This is a genomic window from Candidatus Deferrimicrobiaceae bacterium (genome assembly GCA_035256765.1).
Taxonomy (GTDB): Bacteria; Desulfobacterota; Deferrimicrobia; order Deferrimicrobiales; family Deferrimicrobiaceae; genus CSP1-8.
The window spans coordinates 1-16,512 of the sequence record DATEXR010000257.1 but is presented as its reverse complement, the minus strand read 5'-3'; the positions used below and the strand labels follow the sequence as shown (position 1 = coordinate 16,512).

Genomic DNA, 16,512 nt, shown 5'->3' with positions numbered 1-16,512 from the left:
TCACCCTTCTCCTTCTTCGATGTCGGCCGACAGCCTCCGGATCGCCTCCCGGCTCGTCTCCGGGGAAAATCCCCGCTGGGAAAGGAACCGGAACGCCTTGACGGCCCCCTCCCTTCCCTCGGGGATCCCGTCGCGGTACTTTTTCCCGAGCGCTGCGGCTGCGGCAGCCAGCTCCTCCTCGGGACGGGACACGGCACGCACCGCCTCGTCGACCAGGTCCCGGGGGAACTTCCGCGAAAGGAGCGCCCCGACGATCCTGCGCGGGCCGTACCGTCGGACATCCCGGTAGGTGCGGGCCAGGTGCGCGCAGAGGGCGCGGTCATCCACCAGACCAAGCTCCCGGAGACTGCCGAGAACGGCCGCGGCCTGCGTTTCCGAGAACCCTTTGGCCGCAAGCCGGAACCGGATCTCCCCCTCGCTCAACGCCCGCCGGGAGAGCATGCGAAGGGCCGTCGACCGGGGATCCCTCGGCGCAGAGGGCCCCGCCCCTTCCTCAGGCCTTCGGGGGCGCCTCGTCCTTTTCAAACTCTTCCCACGTGAGATCGGAGGTCGAGGAAATCCCGCGGACGCGGAGGGCGAAGTCGTCGGGGTTGGATGCCTGCCGGAGCGCCTCCTCGAGGGAGATCAGGTTCTCCTTGTAGAGCGACATGAGGGACTGGTCGAATGTCTGCATCCCGTAGGTGGTGTACCCCTGGGCGATCGCATCCCGGATCTTGCGCGTCTTGTCCTTGTCCTCGATGTATTCCCGGACGCGCGTCGTGTTGATCAGCACCTCGATCGCCGGGACGCGACCCGCGCCGTCCGCGCGGGGCACGAGACGCTGGGAAATGACCCCCTTCAGCACCGAGGACAGCTGGATCCTGACCTGCTTGTGCTGGTAGGGCGGGAAAACGCCGATGATCCGGTTGATCGTCTCCGCCGCGTCGAGGGTGTGGAGCGTCGACAACACGAGGTGCCCCGTCTCGGCCGCCATGATCGCCGTCTCGATCGTCTCGAAGTCGCGCATCTCGCCCACGAGAATCACGTCCGGGTCCTGGCGGAGAGCGCTCTTGAGAGCCACGGTGAAGTTGGTGGTGTCCACCCCGATCTCCCGCTGGTTGATGATGCTCTTCCTGTCGCGGAGAAGGAATTCGATCGGGTCCTCGATCATGATCACATGGCAGCTTCGGTGGTGATTGATGTATTCCACGATCGCGGCCAGGGTCGTCGACTTCCCGCTTCCCGTGGTCCCGGTGCATAAAATGAGGCCCCTCGTTTCCAAGGCTATCTTTTCGATCACTTTCGGCAGATGAAGCGACTCGAACGAGAGGAGACCGATCGGGATGACCCGGATGGCGACCCCCACCGTGCTGCGCTGCAGGAACACGTTGATGCGAAACCGACCCAACCCCGGCACGCTGTAGGAGCAATCGACCTCGTGGTTTTTTTCGAACCTCTGCTGCTGGTCCTCGGTGATGAGAACCTTGCCGCAGATCGCCTCCACATCCTCGGGGCGGAGAGGCTGCGGCACCTTGAGAGGCACGAGCTTTCCGTTGATCCGCAGGATGGGAGGGAGTCCCACCTTCAGGTGGATGTCGGATGCCGCGTTCTTGACCCCGGCCTTGAGAATCTCATCGAGTTCCAATTACGCCTTCCCTTCTTGCGCGGTTTTGGGGGCTTCCACCACGCCGGCTTTTTCGAGGATCCTCCTGCGCAGGCCCTCCGTGACGTCCGGGTGATCCTTGAGGAAGACCCGCGCGTTTTCCCTGCCCTGCCCGATCCTCTCGCCGTCCACGGAGTACCACGAGCCGCTTTTCTCCACGACCCCCAGGCCGGCGCCGAGATCCAGGATGTCTCCCTCGCGGGAGATCCCCTCCCCGTAGACGATGTCGAACTCCGCTTCCCGGAAGGGAGGGGCCAGCTTGTTCTTGACCACTTTCACGCGGGTCCGCGCGCCGACGACCCCGTCGTCCTTCTTGATCTGCGCGATGCGCCGGATGTCCATCCGGACCGTCGCGTAGAACTTCAGGGCGTTGCCGCCGGTGGTCGTCTCGGGGTTGCCGAACATCACCCCGATCTTCATGCGGATCTGGTTGATGAAGATGACCGCCGTCTGGGACTTGCTGATCGTCCCGGTCAGTTTCCGGAGGGCCTGGGACATGAGTCTCGCCTGGAGCCCCATATGGGAGTCGCCCATCTCCCCCTCGATCTCCGCCTTCGGGACCAACGCGGCCACGGAGTCGATGACGAGGATGTCCAGGGCGCCGCTGCGCACGAGCATCTCGGCGATTTCGAGCGCCTGCTCCCCGGTGTCCGGCTGCGAGACGAGGAGATCGTCGGTGTTTAATCCGAGTTTCCGGGCGTAGTTGAGATCCAAGGCGTGCTCGGCGTCGATGAACCCCGCGATCCCGCCCAGTTTCTGCGCCTCCGCGATGATATGCAGGGCCAGCGTCGTTTTCCCGGAGGATTCGGGGCCGAAGATCTCGGACACCCGCCCCCTCGGGATGCCGCCGATCCCCAGGGCGATATCCAGCGAGAGCGCCCCCGTCGAGATCACCGGGACGTCCTTGACCTGGACATCGCTTCCGAGGCGCATGATCGCGCCTTTTCCGTAGTTCTTCTCGATCGCCGCGAGGGCCATGTCGAGCGCCTTGCGCCGGTTCGCGTCCTGGCTCATCCTCCTGCTCCTCTCTCTGCGCTTCGTTCCGGCCCTCCCCCGAAGGGGACCTCGCGCAGGACCGTGTAGTTCGCCCCGGACGGAGAGAGCCGACTTTCGTAGAGCCGGTACGACGCTGCGAAAACGATGCCGAACGTCGTTCCGGAAACCGCGGAGGCGAATGTTCCGCCCCATCCCGGCGCTACCCTTCCCTTGATGCGGCCGACCGTCACGTGCGGGTGGAACGGCCTTCCCTCGTGCGGAAAACCCGCTGCGGAAAGCGTGTTCTCCATATTCTGGTGCAACTTTCCGACCAATTCAAGCGGTTCGCGGATCCCGATCCACAAAATTCGTGGCGCCGTGAGCGACGGGAACCCGCCCCCCTCCTCGACGCGGAACTCGAAGGGGGGGATGTCCCGGGCCGCTTCCGCCATGAATCCGGCAAGTCCGTCGACCTCGCCGGGCGGAATCTCCCCGAGAAACTTCAGCGTCAGGTGGAGGTTGCGCTCGGCGACCCAGGAAACGGGAAGCCCCTTTGCCCGGAGAGGGGAGATTGCCGCGGCAATCCTCCGGCAACATTCCTCGGCGAGCCCGATCCCGATGAACAATCTCACGGGCTTTTTCCCTCCCCCCCCGACAGGAAGGAGACGAGCGTCTCGAGAACCCGGAGCACCGTCGCCCCGCGGACGGCTTCGCGGTCGCCCGGGAATCGAAGGGGGTACGAAAGCCGGACCTTCTCCGAGGCGATCGCAACATACACGGTCCCCACCGGCTTTTCCGGGGTCCCGCCCCCGGGGCCGGCGATCCCGGTTGTCCCGATGCCGATATGCGCCCCGAAGCGTCTCATGGCGCCGGCCGCCATCTCCTCCGCGACCTCCCGGCTCACCGCCCCCACGGATTCGATGAGACCGGACGGCACCCCGAGGTCTCTCGTTTTCGATTCGTTTCCGTACGCCACGACCCCCCCGAGGAAGTACGCGGAACTCCCCGGGACGGAGGTCAACGCCTCGCAAACCCCGCCCCCGGTGCACGATTCGGCTACTGCCACGGTGCGGCCGGTGGAGAGGAGCGCTTCGCCGGCCCGGGCGGCGAAATCCCGGGTCACCCGATCACCCACATGAGCCCCCGGTATGCCAGATTGGCGTATATGGCCGCCACGAGATCATCCGCCACGACGTATATCGCCCCGTCGCGGGAGTCAAGCCATTCCGCCGGGCCCAGTTTCACGATATCGAAGAGTCGAAAGAGAAGAAACAGGGGGACGACGGATTTCCACCCCCACGGGAGGCCCGTCGCCGCCAGCAGCATCCCCGCGACCTCGTCGATCACCACGGAGGGGGGATCTTTCTGCCCCGTTGCCCGGATTTCCACCATCGTAGCGGGGAGAGCGAGGATCAGCACCGCGGCCAGCGCCCCGAAGTGAACCGCCCCTTTCCCTCCCCCCCAGTACCAGAGGGGAAGGGCGAGAAGGGACCCCAGCGTTCCCGGGAAAGCCGGGATGTACCCCACCCCGAACCCGGAGGCGACGGTCCTCCAGATCACCCGGCCGGGAAAACGATTGACTTGGGGCATTATGACCATTAGATTATACAATTAGTTGATTTTTCAAATAAATAAAACTACATTTCCTGTAATGGAACGGAAGCCGGATCCAACACTGGAAGCAACGCGGCAAAAAGTCCTATTGGCAGTAAACGAACTTGCGAAAGGGATAAAGGCCTTCGGTTTCTATCCCCCCGGCCACCCCGCTCTCAGCCAGGTGGTCTGGAAGATCCTCTCCTCGATCGAGGATATCCCTCCCCCCGAAACCGGCATCGAGATCGAGGTGACCAAGAACAACCTCCTTTACCAAGAGGAAGCCCTCCCCACGAACTACAAGGCGATCGCGGACCTGAACCGCGAGCTGTATTACCGGCGGGCAAGCAAGATCATTCTCCTGCCCCACCAGAAGCCGGACGAGATGATCGCCTTTCTTACCACCCTGAACCGCGACATCCAGGAACTGCAGGACGAGGGCGGTCTGGAGAAGGTCCTTCTCCGCGAGGGGGTGTCCCAAATCTGGGTGAACCGCGTCGACTACGACGGGCTCACCGAACTGATCAAGAAGCAAGAGGAAAAGCCTCCGCCGGAGGAGGTCGAGGAGTTGAAAACCACCGATCTCTCCACGGCCCTGGAGGACCCCTCCCCGTTGGAGGATTTGACGGTCGAGGAACTTCTCCGGAGACTGGAAAAGGAGACGGACGCCCCCGGATACCGCGACATCGTCATCTCCCTGACCCGCGCCCTGATCCAGGAGAACGAGGACCGGCGCATCGAATATTCCGGTCGCGCGATCGCGATCTACACGGTGCACATCGAAACGCCGCCGATGGAGAACCCGGAAATCGCCAAGTTCGCGGCGATGGGGATCAAGGAGCTCGTCTCCGACGACCTGGTGGCTCATTATATCCGGCGCCTGAAAGACGGGGGGGTAAAGAACCGGAAGGAAGTGGAGACGGTCCTCATGGCGTTCGGCGAACGCGCCGTGAAGGCCTTGATCTCCGCCCTGGCCGTCGAGGAGGATCTCCTCGTCCGGAAAACGATCGTCGACATCATCGTCATGATCGGGCACCCCGCGGTCCCCGCCATCCTCGACAACCTGAACGATTCCCGCTGGTACGTCGTCCGCAACATGGTCACGATCCTCGGGAACCTCGGGATACCGGAACTCGCGCCGGAAATCGTAACGACGCTGTCCCACCCGGACCTCCGGGTGAAGAAAGAGGCGATCAAGGGGCTGTCCAAGCTGCCGCACCCCGCCGCGGTGAAGGCCCTCGGGGAACTGTGCTTCTTCCCCGAGGAGACGATCGCCCTCACGGCCACCGCCGTCCTCTCCCTGAAGAAGGAGGAGGAGGCGGTCATGGCTCTTTACCAGAGGGCCGTCCATAAAAACGTGCTCTACCCGCACTACCGGCTGGCCCACGAGGCGATCGACTCCCTGCGGTCCATCGACACCGACGGGGCGATCACAGCGCTCGAGCAGATCCTGCGCGCCTCCGTGATCTGGGAAACGCCAAAATTCCGGGAAATGAAGAAACACGCGCTGCGCAGCATCTCACGAATGTCGGGAAACCGCCCGAGGGAGATCGTCCTTCGGACACGGAGGGCGCCCGAGCTGTATCTCCGGCTGGAAACGGAACGGATTCTTATAAAAACGGGCTGGTAAAGGAGCAGGATCATGGAACGGCGGCAGCAAGAACAGTCCATCGTGAGTATCATCCGCTCTCTGGGAGCCTCCCTGAAGAACCGGAAGCTGTACCCCCCCACGCACCCCCTGGTGCGCACCCCGGTGGATAAATGCTTCTCGGAGATCCTTCCTTTCTTCGCGAAACAGCCGGAACTCGCCCTGGCCATCTCGGACGACACCCTGGTGTTCGAGGGGGTCCCCATATTCAACCTGACCTCCTCCCTGGATTTTTTCATGGAGCGGCTTGCCGCCATCGGGATCCCGGCGATCGTGTTCGAAAAGGGGCTTTCCCCCGACGACATCGATCGCTTCATCCGCTTCCTCCACGAGACGAAAGAGGAGCGGCTCTCTGTCTCCGACATCCAGAAGCGGATCGAGGCCCTGGGAGTCGGCCACATCCGGGTAAAACCCCCGGAAGAGGAAGAGGAGGACGACCACACCCTCGCACGGGAGATCTACAACAACGCGGTCCATGCCGTGGTTACGGTGCTGCAGGATATCCGCCTGGGCAAAATCCCCTCGGGAGCCGAGTCGGAACGAGTGGTGAAAGACATCAGCGGCATGCTCCAGCGGAACCGCGATGCCATCATGGCCCTGACCCTGATCAAGAATTTCGACGAATACACGTACAACCACTCCGTCAACGTGGCCGTGCTCGCGCTCTCCATGGCGGATGCGCTCTCCCTCTCCCTCCAGGAGAAGACCGAGGTCGGGGTGGCCGGACTTCTCCACGACGTGGGGAAAACCCAGCTCGCCCTGGACCTGATCCGGAAGCCGGGGAGTCTCACCGCAGCGGAGTTCGAGGAGATCAAGAAGCACCCCGAGGAGGGATTCCTCTATCTGGGGAAAATGTCCCACATCCGCCCCACCTCCGCCGTCATGGTCCGGGAACACCACGTCCGGTACGACAGGAACGGATATCCGAGTCTGGGCTCGGATTACGTCCTGCACCCGAATTCGCAGATCATCTCCGTGGCGGACTGCTACGACGCCCTTACGACGATGCGCGCCTACCAGATGGCGAAGCAGCCGATCGAAGCGCTCGACATCATGCAGAAGCTTGCGGGGAAGTCGCTCGACCCGAACATCCTTGCGGTGCTGAAAAGCGTGATGGGAAGCTTCCCGATCGGAACGATGGTGCGCCTGGACAGCATGGAGGTGGGGGTTGTCACCGGCGTCGGACCTGGCGGGGAAGGGCAGATCAGGATCACGATCCTCATCGACCGGCAGGGAAACCGGCTTCCGCACCCGGAGGAAGTGGATCTGGGCGAGATCGACCCGAAGACCAGCCGCCCCCGCTGGTCGATCCTGGGCACCGTCAACCCTCTCCTGTACCCGGACGCGCACCGAGGGGTGTCCGTCACGGCGAACAACCCGTAACGAAGGGGGCGGGACGCCCCGCGACGTTACTCCGAACTCCACTCCCCGAGAGCCCGGGCCGCGGCCGCCCTGATCGTTTCCTCGTTCTCGCCGGTATGCGCGAGGATCTTCTCCCACCCGGCTTTTTCCGCAACCCGGGCGTACGCCAGGATCGCCTTCCCGCGCACCTCGACGTCCGGATGCTCCAGATACTGCTCGATCATGGGCGACAGCTCCCTTTGCCGGGACTTCCCCAGCGCCTCCAGCAGGTTCCCGAGCACAACGCCCTGCTCCCTGGGAAGCCGGGCCATCATCGCCTGCAGGACGGTTTCGTCCAGGACGGACTCCAGGCTGCGGACAGCTGCGCCCCGGACTTCCTCCTCCTTGTCCTCCAAGGCGGCAAGGAGGAGGGAAATCCCTTCCGGACCGCCGATCTCCTCCGCGGCGAAGACGATCCGGACCCGCTCTTCCAGGGTGCCGGTCGCAAGCATCTGGAGGTAGGTGGGGACCGATCTTTTCGCCCGCATCCTGTCGAGAGCGGTGGAGGCCGCCAGACGGACGGAGACGGCAGGATCCGAAAGCATTTCCTTGAGGGTCTCCTCGATCCTGTCGATCACGGGTTCTCCCTCCTGTGCATGTCTCCTGCAGCCGGCAGGCCGTTCGCCCCCCGAGCGGACCTCACAGCGTCCGTGATCGCCTTCTCGAGCGCCCGTCCGGCCAGGACCGCAATCTGCATCAAGTTCCCCTTCCGCTCCGCCGCCCCGGTGGACAGGGCCACTACGATATCGCCGTCCATGGGGGTGTGAACGGGCCGGATGGCCCGAAACAGAGCCCCGTGCGCCATCCTCGCGACCCCGATCAGTTCCTCCCGCGAGAGAGACTCGGGAGTGGCGACGACGGCAAGCGTCGTGTTCCCCGGGGCGAACGGCTCCCTCGCGTATCCGCCAAGAAAAGCTTCTTCCGTCCCCGCCCGTTCCTTTCCGTCAACGGTACGCGCTCCGGCAAGCCACTCGCCCGTGAGGGGGTCGATCACATCCCCGAAGGCGTTCACGACGGCGCACGCCCCGACAAGCGCCCCTCCCGCACGTTCGCTCGCGGTTCCGAACCCCCCTTTCATCGCGCGGCTCAGCCCGAAAATCTTGCCTACGGTCGCGCCGGCTCCCGCTCCGACGGATCCGCTCTCCGCCGGCTCGCCGGATGCTTTTTTCGCGGCAGTATAGGCCATTTCCGGAGTCGGCCGGAAGGTCGGATCCCCGAACCCCAGGTCGTAGATGACCGCCGTGGGAACGATCGGGACCACACCCGCGGGAGTGGGGAACCCGACGCCCCGCTCCTCGAGCAGGCGCATCACCCCCGCCGCCGCGTCGAGTCCGAAAGCGCTGCCCCCCGCCAGGACGAGCCCGTGGATGAGACGCGACGGATGGGGGCGAAGAAGCGAATCCATCTGCCTCGTCCCGGCGGCCTCCCCCCGGATGTCGGCGGCCCCCGCCGCCCCGCGGGGAAAGAGGAGAACGGTGATCCCCGAACCGCGCATGAGATCCTGCTCGTGCCCCAAAAGGACCCCGGGCACGTCGGTGATCGATCCTCCCATCCTCCCTCCACAATTTGTATATATCTACCGGAGTATGCCGGGTTCGTCAATCGGGTTGACGGTAGCCGCGCGGCAAACGTACACTTTTTCCGGAGGATGATCGCATGCAGGAGCGAACGCAGGGGAGGATTCTCGGGCTGGACTACGGGAGCCACAGGATCGGAACGGCAGTCTCCGACCCCCTCGGGATCACCGCCCAGCCCCTTGTCGCCATCCGGCGGCAGGGGGAAAGCCGGGACATCGAGGCGATCGGGGCCCTGGTGCGGGAATACTCCGTCCGCTCCGTGCTGATCGGACTGCCCCTGCACCTGAGTGGCGAGGAAGGGACCCAGGCGAAACAGGCAAGGCAGTTCGGGGAAAAGATCGCGGAACGCCTGGGGATACCGGTCGAGACCTGGGACGAGAGAATGACGACCGCCCAGGCGGAACGCCACCTGATCGCGTCGGGCGTCCGGCGCAAAAAGCGAAAAGAGATACGCGACAGCCTCTCGGCCGTCATCCTGCTGCAGAGCGCCCTCGACTACCGGAACCGGAAGTAGCCCACCGTGTCCGCCCGAAAATGGAGTGCCGCCGCCGTGCTCGTCCTCGCCGTGTTCTCCGTCTCTCTTTTCCTCGTGACGGCCCGCCCGCCCCAGGAACAATGGCGCGTGACGAAGGTGTACATCCCCAAGGGGTCCACCTACCCGGAAATCGAGAAGATGCTCATCGAGAAGGGGCTTCTCCGGTATCCCGTCGCCTTCCGGATCCTCGTCGTCGGGACCATGACCGGCGCGAAACTCCAGCAGGGGGAATACGTCTTCCCTGCACCCCCTTCCGCGTTCGATTTGTGGGGGAAGATCGTGCACGGCGACGTGGCCAAATACCAGGTGATCATCCCCGACGGCTCGACCATCTACGATATCGCCCAAACCCTCGGGAATCTGGAACTCGCCAATCCCTCGACCTTCCTTGCGACAGCCACGTCGCCGGAGCTTGCCCTCCGCATGGAGATCCCGGGGAGCACGCTGGAGGGGTACCTGTTCCCGGACACCTACACCCTCGTGAAGGACATGTCCGCGGAGGAGATTCTCGGGGTCATGGTGCGCCGATTCCAACGGAAGTTCACCCCCGAGATGGAGCGCAAGGCGAAGGAGGAAGGGCTCACGCGGAACCAGATCGTGACGATCGCGTCGATCATCGAGAAGGAAACCGGAGTGGAGGCGGAGAAACCTATGGTTTCCGCGGTTATCCGGAAGCGGCTCTCTCTGGGGATGCCCCTGCAGATGGATCCGACCATCATCTACGGGCTTAAAAAATTCGGCGGGAACCTGACGAAAAAGGACCTGAAGACCCCGAATTCCTACAACACGTATCTGACCCCGGGACTTCCGCCGGGGCCGATCTGCAATCCCGGGCTCTCCGCGCTCAAGGCCGCGATCTACCCTTCCGACACCGACTACCTGTACTTCGTCTCCCGCAACGACGGGTCCCACCGGTTTTCCCGGACCCTGAAGGAGCACAACGAAGCGGTAATGGTCTACCGGAAGGGGAAAAACGCGGAACTCGGCCCCCCCACAGAAGCGGAGGGGACAAACGACTTGGGGGAGGGCGGCCTCCCCGCTTCTACTCCTCCGCCTCGGCCATCGGGACCTTCTTGATCCCGTCCTCGGGTTCTTCCCGGGTGTATTTCTCCTCGCGCTCGATCACTTCCTTGCACTCCACGCAATACTTGGCGAACGGCACGACCTTCAGGCGCGCACGGGGGATTTTCACTCCGCACTCCTCGCATAAACCGTACGTCTTTTCCTCGATCCGTTCGAGAGCATCGTCGATCTGCTTGAGCTTCTGCTTCTCCCGGTCCGTGAGGATCATATCGAGTTCCCGGGTCCTCTCCTCGGAGACGGAGTCCAGGATGTCCCCGATGTCCGAAACACCGCTCACGGCGGTCGCCTTGGACCTCCGGGATATCCCCCGCACGAGCTCTTCCCGCATCTTGAGGAGCATGTCGTTGATCGATTTCATCTCGCTATGTCCCCCTGCGGCCCCTGAAAAATTACGTTAGTATACACGGTAGCGGACCCGTGTCAACCGCTTTTGCCAACAAATCCCACTCCCGGCCCCCTGTCACACGCGCCCGGCAGAAACGGCCCGGGAGCCCCCGGTATCCGGACAGGAGGACGTTCCCGTCCACCTCCGGCGCCTGGCCCCGGTGCCTCCCGACGGCGCGGCCCCGGGCGGGTGTCTCCTCCACGAGGACCTCGATCTCCTGCCCGGCCATTCCCGCCGTGCGGGCTGCGAGAATGTCGGCCTGTGCGTCCCGGATCAGCCGCGCCCGCTCCTGCTTCACCGCCTCGGGGATCTGACGCTCCATCGCGCAGGCGGGGGTCCCCTCCTCCCGGGAATAGGAGAAGACGCCGAGGTAATCCCAACGGGAGTCGTGGACGAACCGGAGCAGCCGGCGGAACGCCGCCGCGGTCTCCCCCGGGAAACCGGCGATCAGCGAAGTCCTGAGGAAGATGCCGGGAACCCGCGCACGCAACCGCTCGAGGAGAGCCCACACCTCGTCGGGCCCATAGCGGCGCCCCATCCTGGCAAGCACCTCCCGGTCGATGTGCTGGACGGGGATGTCGAGGTACCGGCACACCTTCCCTCCTTCCGCTCCCCCCACCAGGTCGATCAGTTCGTCGTCCAGGCGGCCGGGGTAGAGGTAGAGCAACCGCACCCAGCGGACTTTCGGGACGGCGCAAATGTCCCGGACGAGGCGGGCAAGCGCCCTTTTCTCCCCCCGGTCCGCCCCGTAGGAGGTGATGTCCTGGCCGACCAGGTTGATCTCTCTCGCTCCCCGGCGGACCAGCATCCTCACTTCGGCGAGAAGGGAATCCCGGTCCCGGCTCCGCACGCGTCCCCGGATCTCCGGGATCGTGCAATAGGCGCACCGGTGGTCGCACCCCTCCAGGATCTTGAGGTACGCCGAAGCCTCCCCCGTCTTCGGGAGACGGTGCCGGTATGCCTCCTCGGGCAGGGCGCCATCTCCCACGGAGGAACGCGGGTGGCCTCCCTCGAGCATCCTCCTCACCAGGCGGGGAATCGCGGGGATATCGCCGGGCCCCACGAACAGATCGACCTCCGGCAGGGCCCCCGGCAGTTCGTCCCGGTACCGCTTCGCCAGGCAGCCGGCCACGACGAGACGCCGGATCCGGCCTCGCTCCTTCTCTCGCGCCAGGGCGAGGATCTCCCCGATCGACTCCTCTTTCGCGTCGCGGATGAAGCCGCACGTGTTGACGATCCCCACGTCCGCACGTCCCCGGGAGACCACGCGGTACCCGTCCTTGACGAGGAGGCCGGACATCACCTCCCCATCGACGGAATTTTTCGCGCACCCGAGCGTCAGGATGCGCACGGAGATCCCGGTCTTCCCCTTTCCGGTCATCCGTCCACCACCTCGACGCCGGGCAGCTCCTGAAACCGGAAGAGGTCCGCGGGGAGCGCCGGATCGATCACGACGTCGTCGAGATAGAGATGGTTCTCCCCTCCCAGCCGGTCGTAGAGGTGAACCTCCCGGATCGTGAGATCCGCTTCCTCCACCACGAGGTCGACTCTGCGCACATCCGGCGCACCGTCCCCCTTCGGGACCAGACGAAGGACGGTTTCCTTCCGTTCCGGGACGATCATCGCCTCCTCCACGCGGAAGTACTGCGTGATGTCGCCTTTTCCGAAAAGAAGCAGGAGGGGGATCTTGCCTCCGAGTCCCGCCTCGTCGACCGGGCGCCGGAACACCCGGGACGAGTCGGGGGGGCGGAAATAGAAATGGCGCCCGTCGGAGAGGAACAGCTGCTCCCCGGGCGCACGGTAGTCCCAGCGCATCATCAGGGGACGCCGGAAGTACACCCGGCCGGAGGCCTTTCTCACGACCCCCACGTGCTGCAGCGGCACCTCCTGCCGAAACCGCGCGGACAGGGACTTGACGGTGGAGAACTTCCGCGCCACCCGCTGCAGCAGGGCGGCGCCGTCCGCCTCGGCTCCCCAGGAGGAAGCCGGGGGGAGAACCGCGGCAAAAAGAAAGAGGGCCGCCAGCGCGGCCCGGCCCGTTGCGCGCATATCGTGATTCCCTTCCCCGCGAGGAGATGAACTGCGGGGAGGACTCTTCCGCCTCCCCGTCCTCCAGTATATCCTTCTTCCGGAGGACCCGTTCGAGGGAAGATGGCAGGCGAGACCGGCAGGCCTTCGAAAGCGCGGAACCCGGGGGCTCGGGGGAATGCCGCGGCCTACTCGTCCCCGCCGATCGTGAACCGGTTTCTCCCGGCAGCCTTGCTCCGGTACAGGAAGCGGTCGGCCCTCTTCACCAGCGTTTCCGCCGTGTCGTCCGGCCGAACGAGCGTCGCCCCGATGGAGACGGTGACGCGGATGGTGTCCTTTCCCACCGTGAAACTGGATTTCCCCACCAGATGACACAGTTTTCGGGCGATGGAGGACAGGTGGTCCTCGTTCACGTTCGCGATGACCGCGAGAAACTCCTCCCCCCCCCATCTCCCCACGATATCGAAAGACCGGACGCTATTTTGCAAGGTTCTCCCGACCATTTTGAGAACCCTGTCCCCGACATCGTGCCCGAACGTGTCGTTCACGTTCTTGAAGAAATCGATGTCCGCGAACAGGACGCCGAACGACCCGCCGTACCGGTCCATCTCCTTGAGCCTCGCCTCCAGATGCATCTCCAGGTACCGCCGGTTGCCGAGCTCCGTCATCGGGTCGAGCAGCGCCATATCCCTCAGGTCCTGGATCAGGCGCGCGGTCGACTCCCCCGTCAGGTTGTCGCTGAACACCTCCATCGCGCCGACGATCCGGCCGCCCGGTTCCGCGATCGGCGCGACGCGGATCGACACGGGGACCCGGTGGCCGGCCTTGTGGAGCAGGTACAGCTCGGCCTGGCGTTCCCCCCCGTCCCGGATCGTATCCGCGATCAGGCATGACCGGTCGCACGCATCCTTCCCCCGCTCGTCCACGTGCATCAGGATGCCGTCGCGGCATCGCAGGCCCAGCACCTCCTGCTCTTGGTAGCCGGTGATCCGTTCCGCCCCCTTGCTCCAGTACGTGACCCTCCTGTCCTGGTCCACGAAATAGACCCCTTCAAACAGGATGTCGAGGAGGTTCCGGGAAATGTTTCCGTCCATTCTCCGCCTTCCCGGCGCGTTTCCCGATCCGCCTTTTCTTCCGTGCGGCGACAGGGCGAAAGGATTTTCGCCCTGCGGCTCAAAAACCCGTTACGCGGGGGGGATGCCGCCGGGACGCTGTGCGGTCCGCGCCCCCTATTCCCGGTGCGTGACGTAGACCTCCCGCGGCTTTCCGCCCTCGGACGGCCCGACGATCCCCTGCCTCTCCATCTCCTCGACGATGCGGGCCGCGCGATTGAAACCGATCTGGAAGCGCCGCTGGAGCATCGAGACCGAAGCGCGTCCCGCCCGGGTCACGAACTCGACCGCTTCGTCGAACTTCTCGTCCCGCGAAGCGTCCCGCTCCTCCTCATCGGTGGGAAGAGCGGTGATGGAGGGTTCGTATTCGGGCGTGCCCTGCGCCCGGAGATGGGCGACGACGCGCTGGATCTCTCCCTCTCCCACGAACGGGCCGTGAACCCGCAGGATCCCTCCCACCCCGGGCTGGAGGAAGAGCATGTCCCCGAACCCGAGAAGGGTCTCGGCCCCCGACTGGTCGAGAATCGTCCGGGAGTCGAACTGGGAAGCGACCTTGAAGGAGACACGCGACGGGAAGTTCGCCTTGATGATGCCGGTCAGGACGTCCACGGACGGCCTCTGCGTCGCGAAGACGAGGTGGATCCCCGCGGCCCGGGCCATCTGGGTCAGCTGGGTGATGGAGTCCTCGACCTCGCGCCGCGACGCGCTTGTCAACATGAGGTCGGCCAGTTCGTCGATGACGATGACGATGTAGGGAAGACGCGTCATCTCCTCCGCCTCCCCGTCCCGCGCCTGGACCCGGAGAACGGACCGGGATCTCTTGTCGACCAGCTGGTTGTAGGCGTCGATGTGGCGCACGCCGTTTTCCATCATCTCCTGGTATCTCCCCCGCATTTCCCCGACCGCCCACTTCAGGACCTGGCCCGCCTCCCGCGGCTGGATGACGACGGAGTGGAACAGGTGGGGGATGCTGTCGTAGAGGGTGAGCTCGAGCATCTTCGGGTCGACGAGTATGAAGCGGACGTCCTCCGGGGTCGCCCGAAAGAGGATCGAAAGGATGAGGCTGTGCAGGGCGACGCTCTTGCCCGACCCCGTGGCCCCCGCGATCAGCAAGTGCGGCATCTTCGAGAGGTCGCGGATGACCGGTTCTCCGAAGATGTCTTTCCCCACGACGAGCGAGAGCATCGCCTCGGACTCCGCGTAGGCCTTGCATCCCAGAAGCTCCCGGAGCGAGATGAGCGCCCGCTTCCCGTTGGGGATCTCGAACCCCATGACGCCCTTGCCGGGGATGTTCGGAACGACGCGCACCGATTCGCACCGCATCGCCAGGGCGAGGTCCCCCGCCATCGCCACCACCCGGTTCGCCTTCACGCCGGGAGCGGGCCGGAATTCGTAGGTGGTGACGAGGGGACCGGTGCGGATCTCGGTGATGTTTCCCTCGATGCCGTGCTCGGAAAGCTTCTCGAGAAGGGTAACCGCGTTCCGCTGCAGCGACTCCTCGTCCCCGCCGTTCCCGTCCGCAACGGGGGGCTCCAGGAGATCGAGGGAGGGCAGAACGAATTCCTTTCCGCCCCCGCGCGGGGCGGGCGTCGCCTCGGGAACGACCGGGGATGCCACGATCCGGGGATGGGATGCGTCGCGGGACGCCGCCGGGGCCATTTCCCGTGGCGGCCTCTCCCCTTCCCGACCCTCCCGGGAAACGATCTTCTCCTTGACGATGGCGCGGACCTGTTCGGCGGTCTTTTTGCGACTCCACAGGGAGGGCAGGCCGCGGAGCGGCAGCCCGGTGAGCAGCATCAGGGAGAAGAGGAAGAGGGCGGCAAGGCAGATCAGCCCTCCCACCTTGCTCAACAGTCTTCCGAAAAAGTGGACTCCCAGCAGGTGCCCCACGATTCCCGGAAGAAAGATGTCGGAGTCGAACAGCCGGACGTGCCCCGCGAAAAAGGAGGCGATCCCCAGGAGGGAACAGACCGCGAGCAGCCCGCCGGCGGCCCGGCTCCACTTGCCCTCCATCTTCTCCCCGCGGAAGGTCCAGTAGGCCAGCGCAAGGCACAGGACCGGGAAACCGACCGCCCCTACGCCGAACAGCTGGAGGAGGAGGTCGGAAACGATCGCCCCCACCGCGCCCCCCCAGTTGCGGACCGCGGCGCCCTTCGAACTCCAGGCGGAAAGGGACGGATCCATCTGGTGGAAGGAAACCAGCGCAACGGTGAGGAAGATGCCGACGGTGAGGAAACCGATGGCGAGGGCGTCTCTCCGGATCCCTTCCCCCATCCTAGTGTACCGTCTCGTAAATAGCTTGACGCACCGAGAGCGTCGATGCGCCGCGCCAGCGAGGCGCGCGACTGAGGCGTACTGGAGCGAAGTACGGCGCAAGGAGCGCAACGAAGCGGGAGCGAGGGGCCTGTCCCCGGAAGGGTCGGCAGCCGAGGCGAAGCGGATGCGCCGTCAGACCGCGAAGGACGACCGAGCACGGCGCAGGCGTACTGGCGGTACGCCGAGCCGGGCGCAGGGAGTCCGACAAAGGGCTGGC

17 protein-coding genes are annotated in these 16,512 nt (G+C 64.8%); 4 read left to right on the top strand and 13 right to left on the bottom strand.

Annotated features, from left to right (window positions below; all coding sequences use genetic code 11):
• Genes VJ307_08630 through VJ307_08605 form a run of 6 tightly spaced genes read right to left on the bottom strand, consistent with a single transcriptional unit; the run spans nucleotide 1 to nucleotide 4,177 of the window.
• Nucleotides 1-441: a RecX family transcriptional regulator gene (locus tag VJ307_08630; GenBank protein HJX74207.1), complete on the bottom strand. Its 441-nt coding sequence runs from the start codon at nucleotides 439-441 to the stop codon at nucleotides 1-3.
• 52 nt (nucleotides 442-493) lie between these two features.
• Nucleotides 494-1,624 (bottom strand): type IV pilus twitching motility protein PilT, encoded by a 1,131-nt coding sequence (locus tag VJ307_08625; protein ID HJX74206.1) that lies wholly within the window; start codon nucleotides 1,622-1,624, stop codon nucleotides 494-496.
• Nucleotides 1,625-2,656 (bottom strand): recombinase RecA, encoded by a 1,032-nt coding sequence (gene recA, locus VJ307_08620; protein ID HJX74205.1) that lies wholly within the window; start codon nucleotides 2,654-2,656, stop codon nucleotides 1,625-1,627.
• Entirely contained in the window at nucleotides 2,653-3,249 is a 597-nt protein-coding gene (gene thpR / locus VJ307_08615) for an RNA 2',3'-cyclic phosphodiesterase (protein HJX74204.1), read from the bottom strand. Before thpR ends, recA begins: the two co-directional genes overlap by 4 nt.
• Complete coding sequence (locus VJ307_08610; GenBank protein HJX74203.1) at nucleotides 3,246-3,752, bottom strand: CinA family protein; 507 nt, start codon at nucleotides 3,750-3,752, stop codon at nucleotides 3,246-3,248. The genes thpR and VJ307_08610 overlap by 4 nt, the downstream gene beginning before the upstream one ends.
• A complete protein-coding gene (locus VJ307_08605; protein HJX74202.1) occupies nucleotides 3,737-4,177 on the bottom strand; it encodes a phosphatidylglycerophosphatase A in 441 nt (146 codons plus the stop codon). Before VJ307_08605 ends, VJ307_08610 begins: the two co-directional genes overlap by 16 nt.
• Nucleotides 4,178-4,319: 142 nt before the next feature.
• Between VJ307_08605 and VJ307_08600 the strand changes: the two genes are divergently transcribed.
• Together VJ307_08600 and VJ307_08595 are read left to right on the top strand one after the other, a co-directional pair.
• Nucleotides 4,320-5,840 carry a HEAT repeat domain-containing protein gene (locus VJ307_08600; protein HJX74201.1) on the top strand — a complete coding sequence of 507 codons (1,521 nt, stop codon included), beginning with the start codon at nucleotides 4,320-4,322 and terminating at the stop codon, nucleotides 5,838-5,840.
• Nucleotides 5,841-5,852: 12 nt separating this feature from the next.
• Nucleotides 5,853-7,241 carry an HD domain-containing phosphohydrolase gene (locus tag VJ307_08595; protein HJX74200.1) on the top strand — a complete coding sequence of 463 codons (1,389 nt, stop codon included), beginning with the start codon at nucleotides 5,853-5,855 and terminating at the stop codon, nucleotides 7,239-7,241.
• A gap of 26 nt (nucleotides 7,242-7,267) precedes the next feature.
• On the opposite strand, the gene VJ307_08590 is transcribed toward VJ307_08595, so the two are convergent.
• Both VJ307_08590 and VJ307_08585 read right to left on the bottom strand, forming a co-directional pair.
• Nucleotides 7,268-7,837, bottom strand: coding sequence for a HEAT repeat domain-containing protein (locus VJ307_08590; GenBank protein HJX74199.1), 570 nt, complete (start codon nucleotides 7,835-7,837; stop codon nucleotides 7,268-7,270).
• Nucleotides 7,834-8,811, bottom strand: a complete 978-nt coding sequence (locus tag VJ307_08585; GenBank protein ID HJX74198.1) for a P1 family peptidase — start codon at nucleotides 8,809-8,811, stop codon at nucleotides 7,834-7,836. The genes VJ307_08590 and VJ307_08585 overlap by 4 nt, the downstream gene beginning before the upstream one ends.
• Nucleotides 8,812-8,915: 104 nt before the next feature.
• Here VJ307_08585 and ruvX point away from each other — a divergent pair, with 104 nt between their 5' ends.
• Complete coding sequence (gene ruvX, locus VJ307_08580) at nucleotides 8,916-9,350, top strand: Holliday junction resolvase RuvX (GenBank protein ID HJX74197.1); 435 nt, start codon at nucleotides 8,916-8,918, stop codon at nucleotides 9,348-9,350.
• 6 nt (nucleotides 9,351-9,356) lie between these two features.
• Nucleotides 9,357-10,448, top strand: a complete 1,092-nt coding sequence (gene mltG / locus VJ307_08575; protein ID HJX74196.1) for an endolytic transglycosylase MltG — start codon at nucleotides 9,357-9,359, stop codon at nucleotides 10,446-10,448.
• Here mltG and VJ307_08570 read toward each other — a convergent pair.
• The 5 genes from VJ307_08570 to VJ307_08550 form a co-directional block, all read right to left on the bottom strand.
• Complete coding sequence (locus VJ307_08570; GenBank protein ID HJX74195.1) at nucleotides 10,414-10,812, bottom strand: TraR/DksA family transcriptional regulator; 399 nt, start codon at nucleotides 10,810-10,812, stop codon at nucleotides 10,414-10,416. The two genes, mltG and VJ307_08570, sit on opposite strands and share 35 nt — an antisense overlap.
• 31 nt (nucleotides 10,813-10,843) lie before the next feature.
• A complete protein-coding gene (gene rimO / locus VJ307_08565) occupies nucleotides 10,844-12,220 on the bottom strand; it encodes a 30S ribosomal protein S12 methylthiotransferase RimO (protein ID HJX74194.1) in 1,377 nt (458 codons plus the stop codon).
• Nucleotides 12,217-12,888, bottom strand: coding sequence for an outer membrane lipoprotein carrier protein LolA (locus tag VJ307_08560; protein HJX74193.1), 672 nt, complete (start codon nucleotides 12,886-12,888; stop codon nucleotides 12,217-12,219). Before VJ307_08560 ends, rimO begins: the two co-directional genes overlap by 4 nt.
• A 167-nt stretch (nucleotides 12,889-13,055) precedes the next feature.
• Nucleotides 13,056-13,961 carry a sensor domain-containing diguanylate cyclase gene (locus VJ307_08555; GenBank protein ID HJX74192.1) on the bottom strand — a complete coding sequence of 302 codons (906 nt, stop codon included), beginning with the start codon at nucleotides 13,959-13,961 and terminating at the stop codon, nucleotides 13,056-13,058.
• 135 nt (nucleotides 13,962-14,096) lie between these two features.
• Nucleotides 14,097-16,253, bottom strand: a complete 2,157-nt coding sequence (locus VJ307_08550; protein ID HJX74191.1) for a DNA translocase FtsK 4TM domain-containing protein — start codon at nucleotides 16,251-16,253, stop codon at nucleotides 14,097-14,099.
• Nucleotides 16,254-16,512 lie beyond the last annotated feature (259 nt).

Excerpts from the sequence above, each read along its gene's own strand:
- VJ307_08630 (HJX74207.1), bottom strand. The coding sequence starts at position 441 with ATGCTCTCCCGGCGGGCGTTGAGCGAGGGGGAGATCCGGTTCCGGCTT.
- recA (HJX74205.1), bottom strand. The coding sequence starts at position 2,656 with ATGAGCCAGGACGCGAACCGGCGCAAGGCGCTCGACATGGCCCTCGCG.
- VJ307_08595 (HJX74200.1), top strand. The coding sequence starts at position 5,853 with ATGGAACGGCGGCAGCAAGAACAGTCCATCGTGAGTATCATCCGCTCT.
- VJ307_08585 (HJX74198.1), bottom strand. The coding sequence starts at position 8,811 with ATGGGAGGATCGATCACCGACGTGCCCGGGGTCCTTTTGGGGCACGAG.
- ruvX (HJX74197.1), top strand. The coding sequence starts at position 8,916 with ATGCAGGAGCGAACGCAGGGGAGGATTCTCGGGCTGGACTACGGGAGC.
- VJ307_08570 (HJX74195.1), bottom strand. The coding sequence starts at position 10,812 with ATGAAATCGATCAACGACATGCTCCTCAAGATGCGGGAAGAGCTCGTG.
- rimO (HJX74194.1), bottom strand. The coding sequence starts at position 12,220 with ATGACCGGAAAGGGGAAGACCGGGATCTCCGTGCGCATCCTGACGCTC.
- VJ307_08560 (HJX74193.1), bottom strand. The coding sequence starts at position 12,888 with ATGCGCGCAACGGGCCGGGCCGCGCTGGCGGCCCTCTTTCTTTTTGCC.
- VJ307_08555 (HJX74192.1), bottom strand. The coding sequence starts at position 13,961 with ATGGACGGAAACATTTCCCGGAACCTCCTCGACATCCTGTTTGAAGGG.
- VJ307_08550 (HJX74191.1), bottom strand. The coding sequence starts at position 16,253 with ATGGGGGAAGGGATCCGGAGAGACGCCCTCGCCATCGGTTTCCTCACC.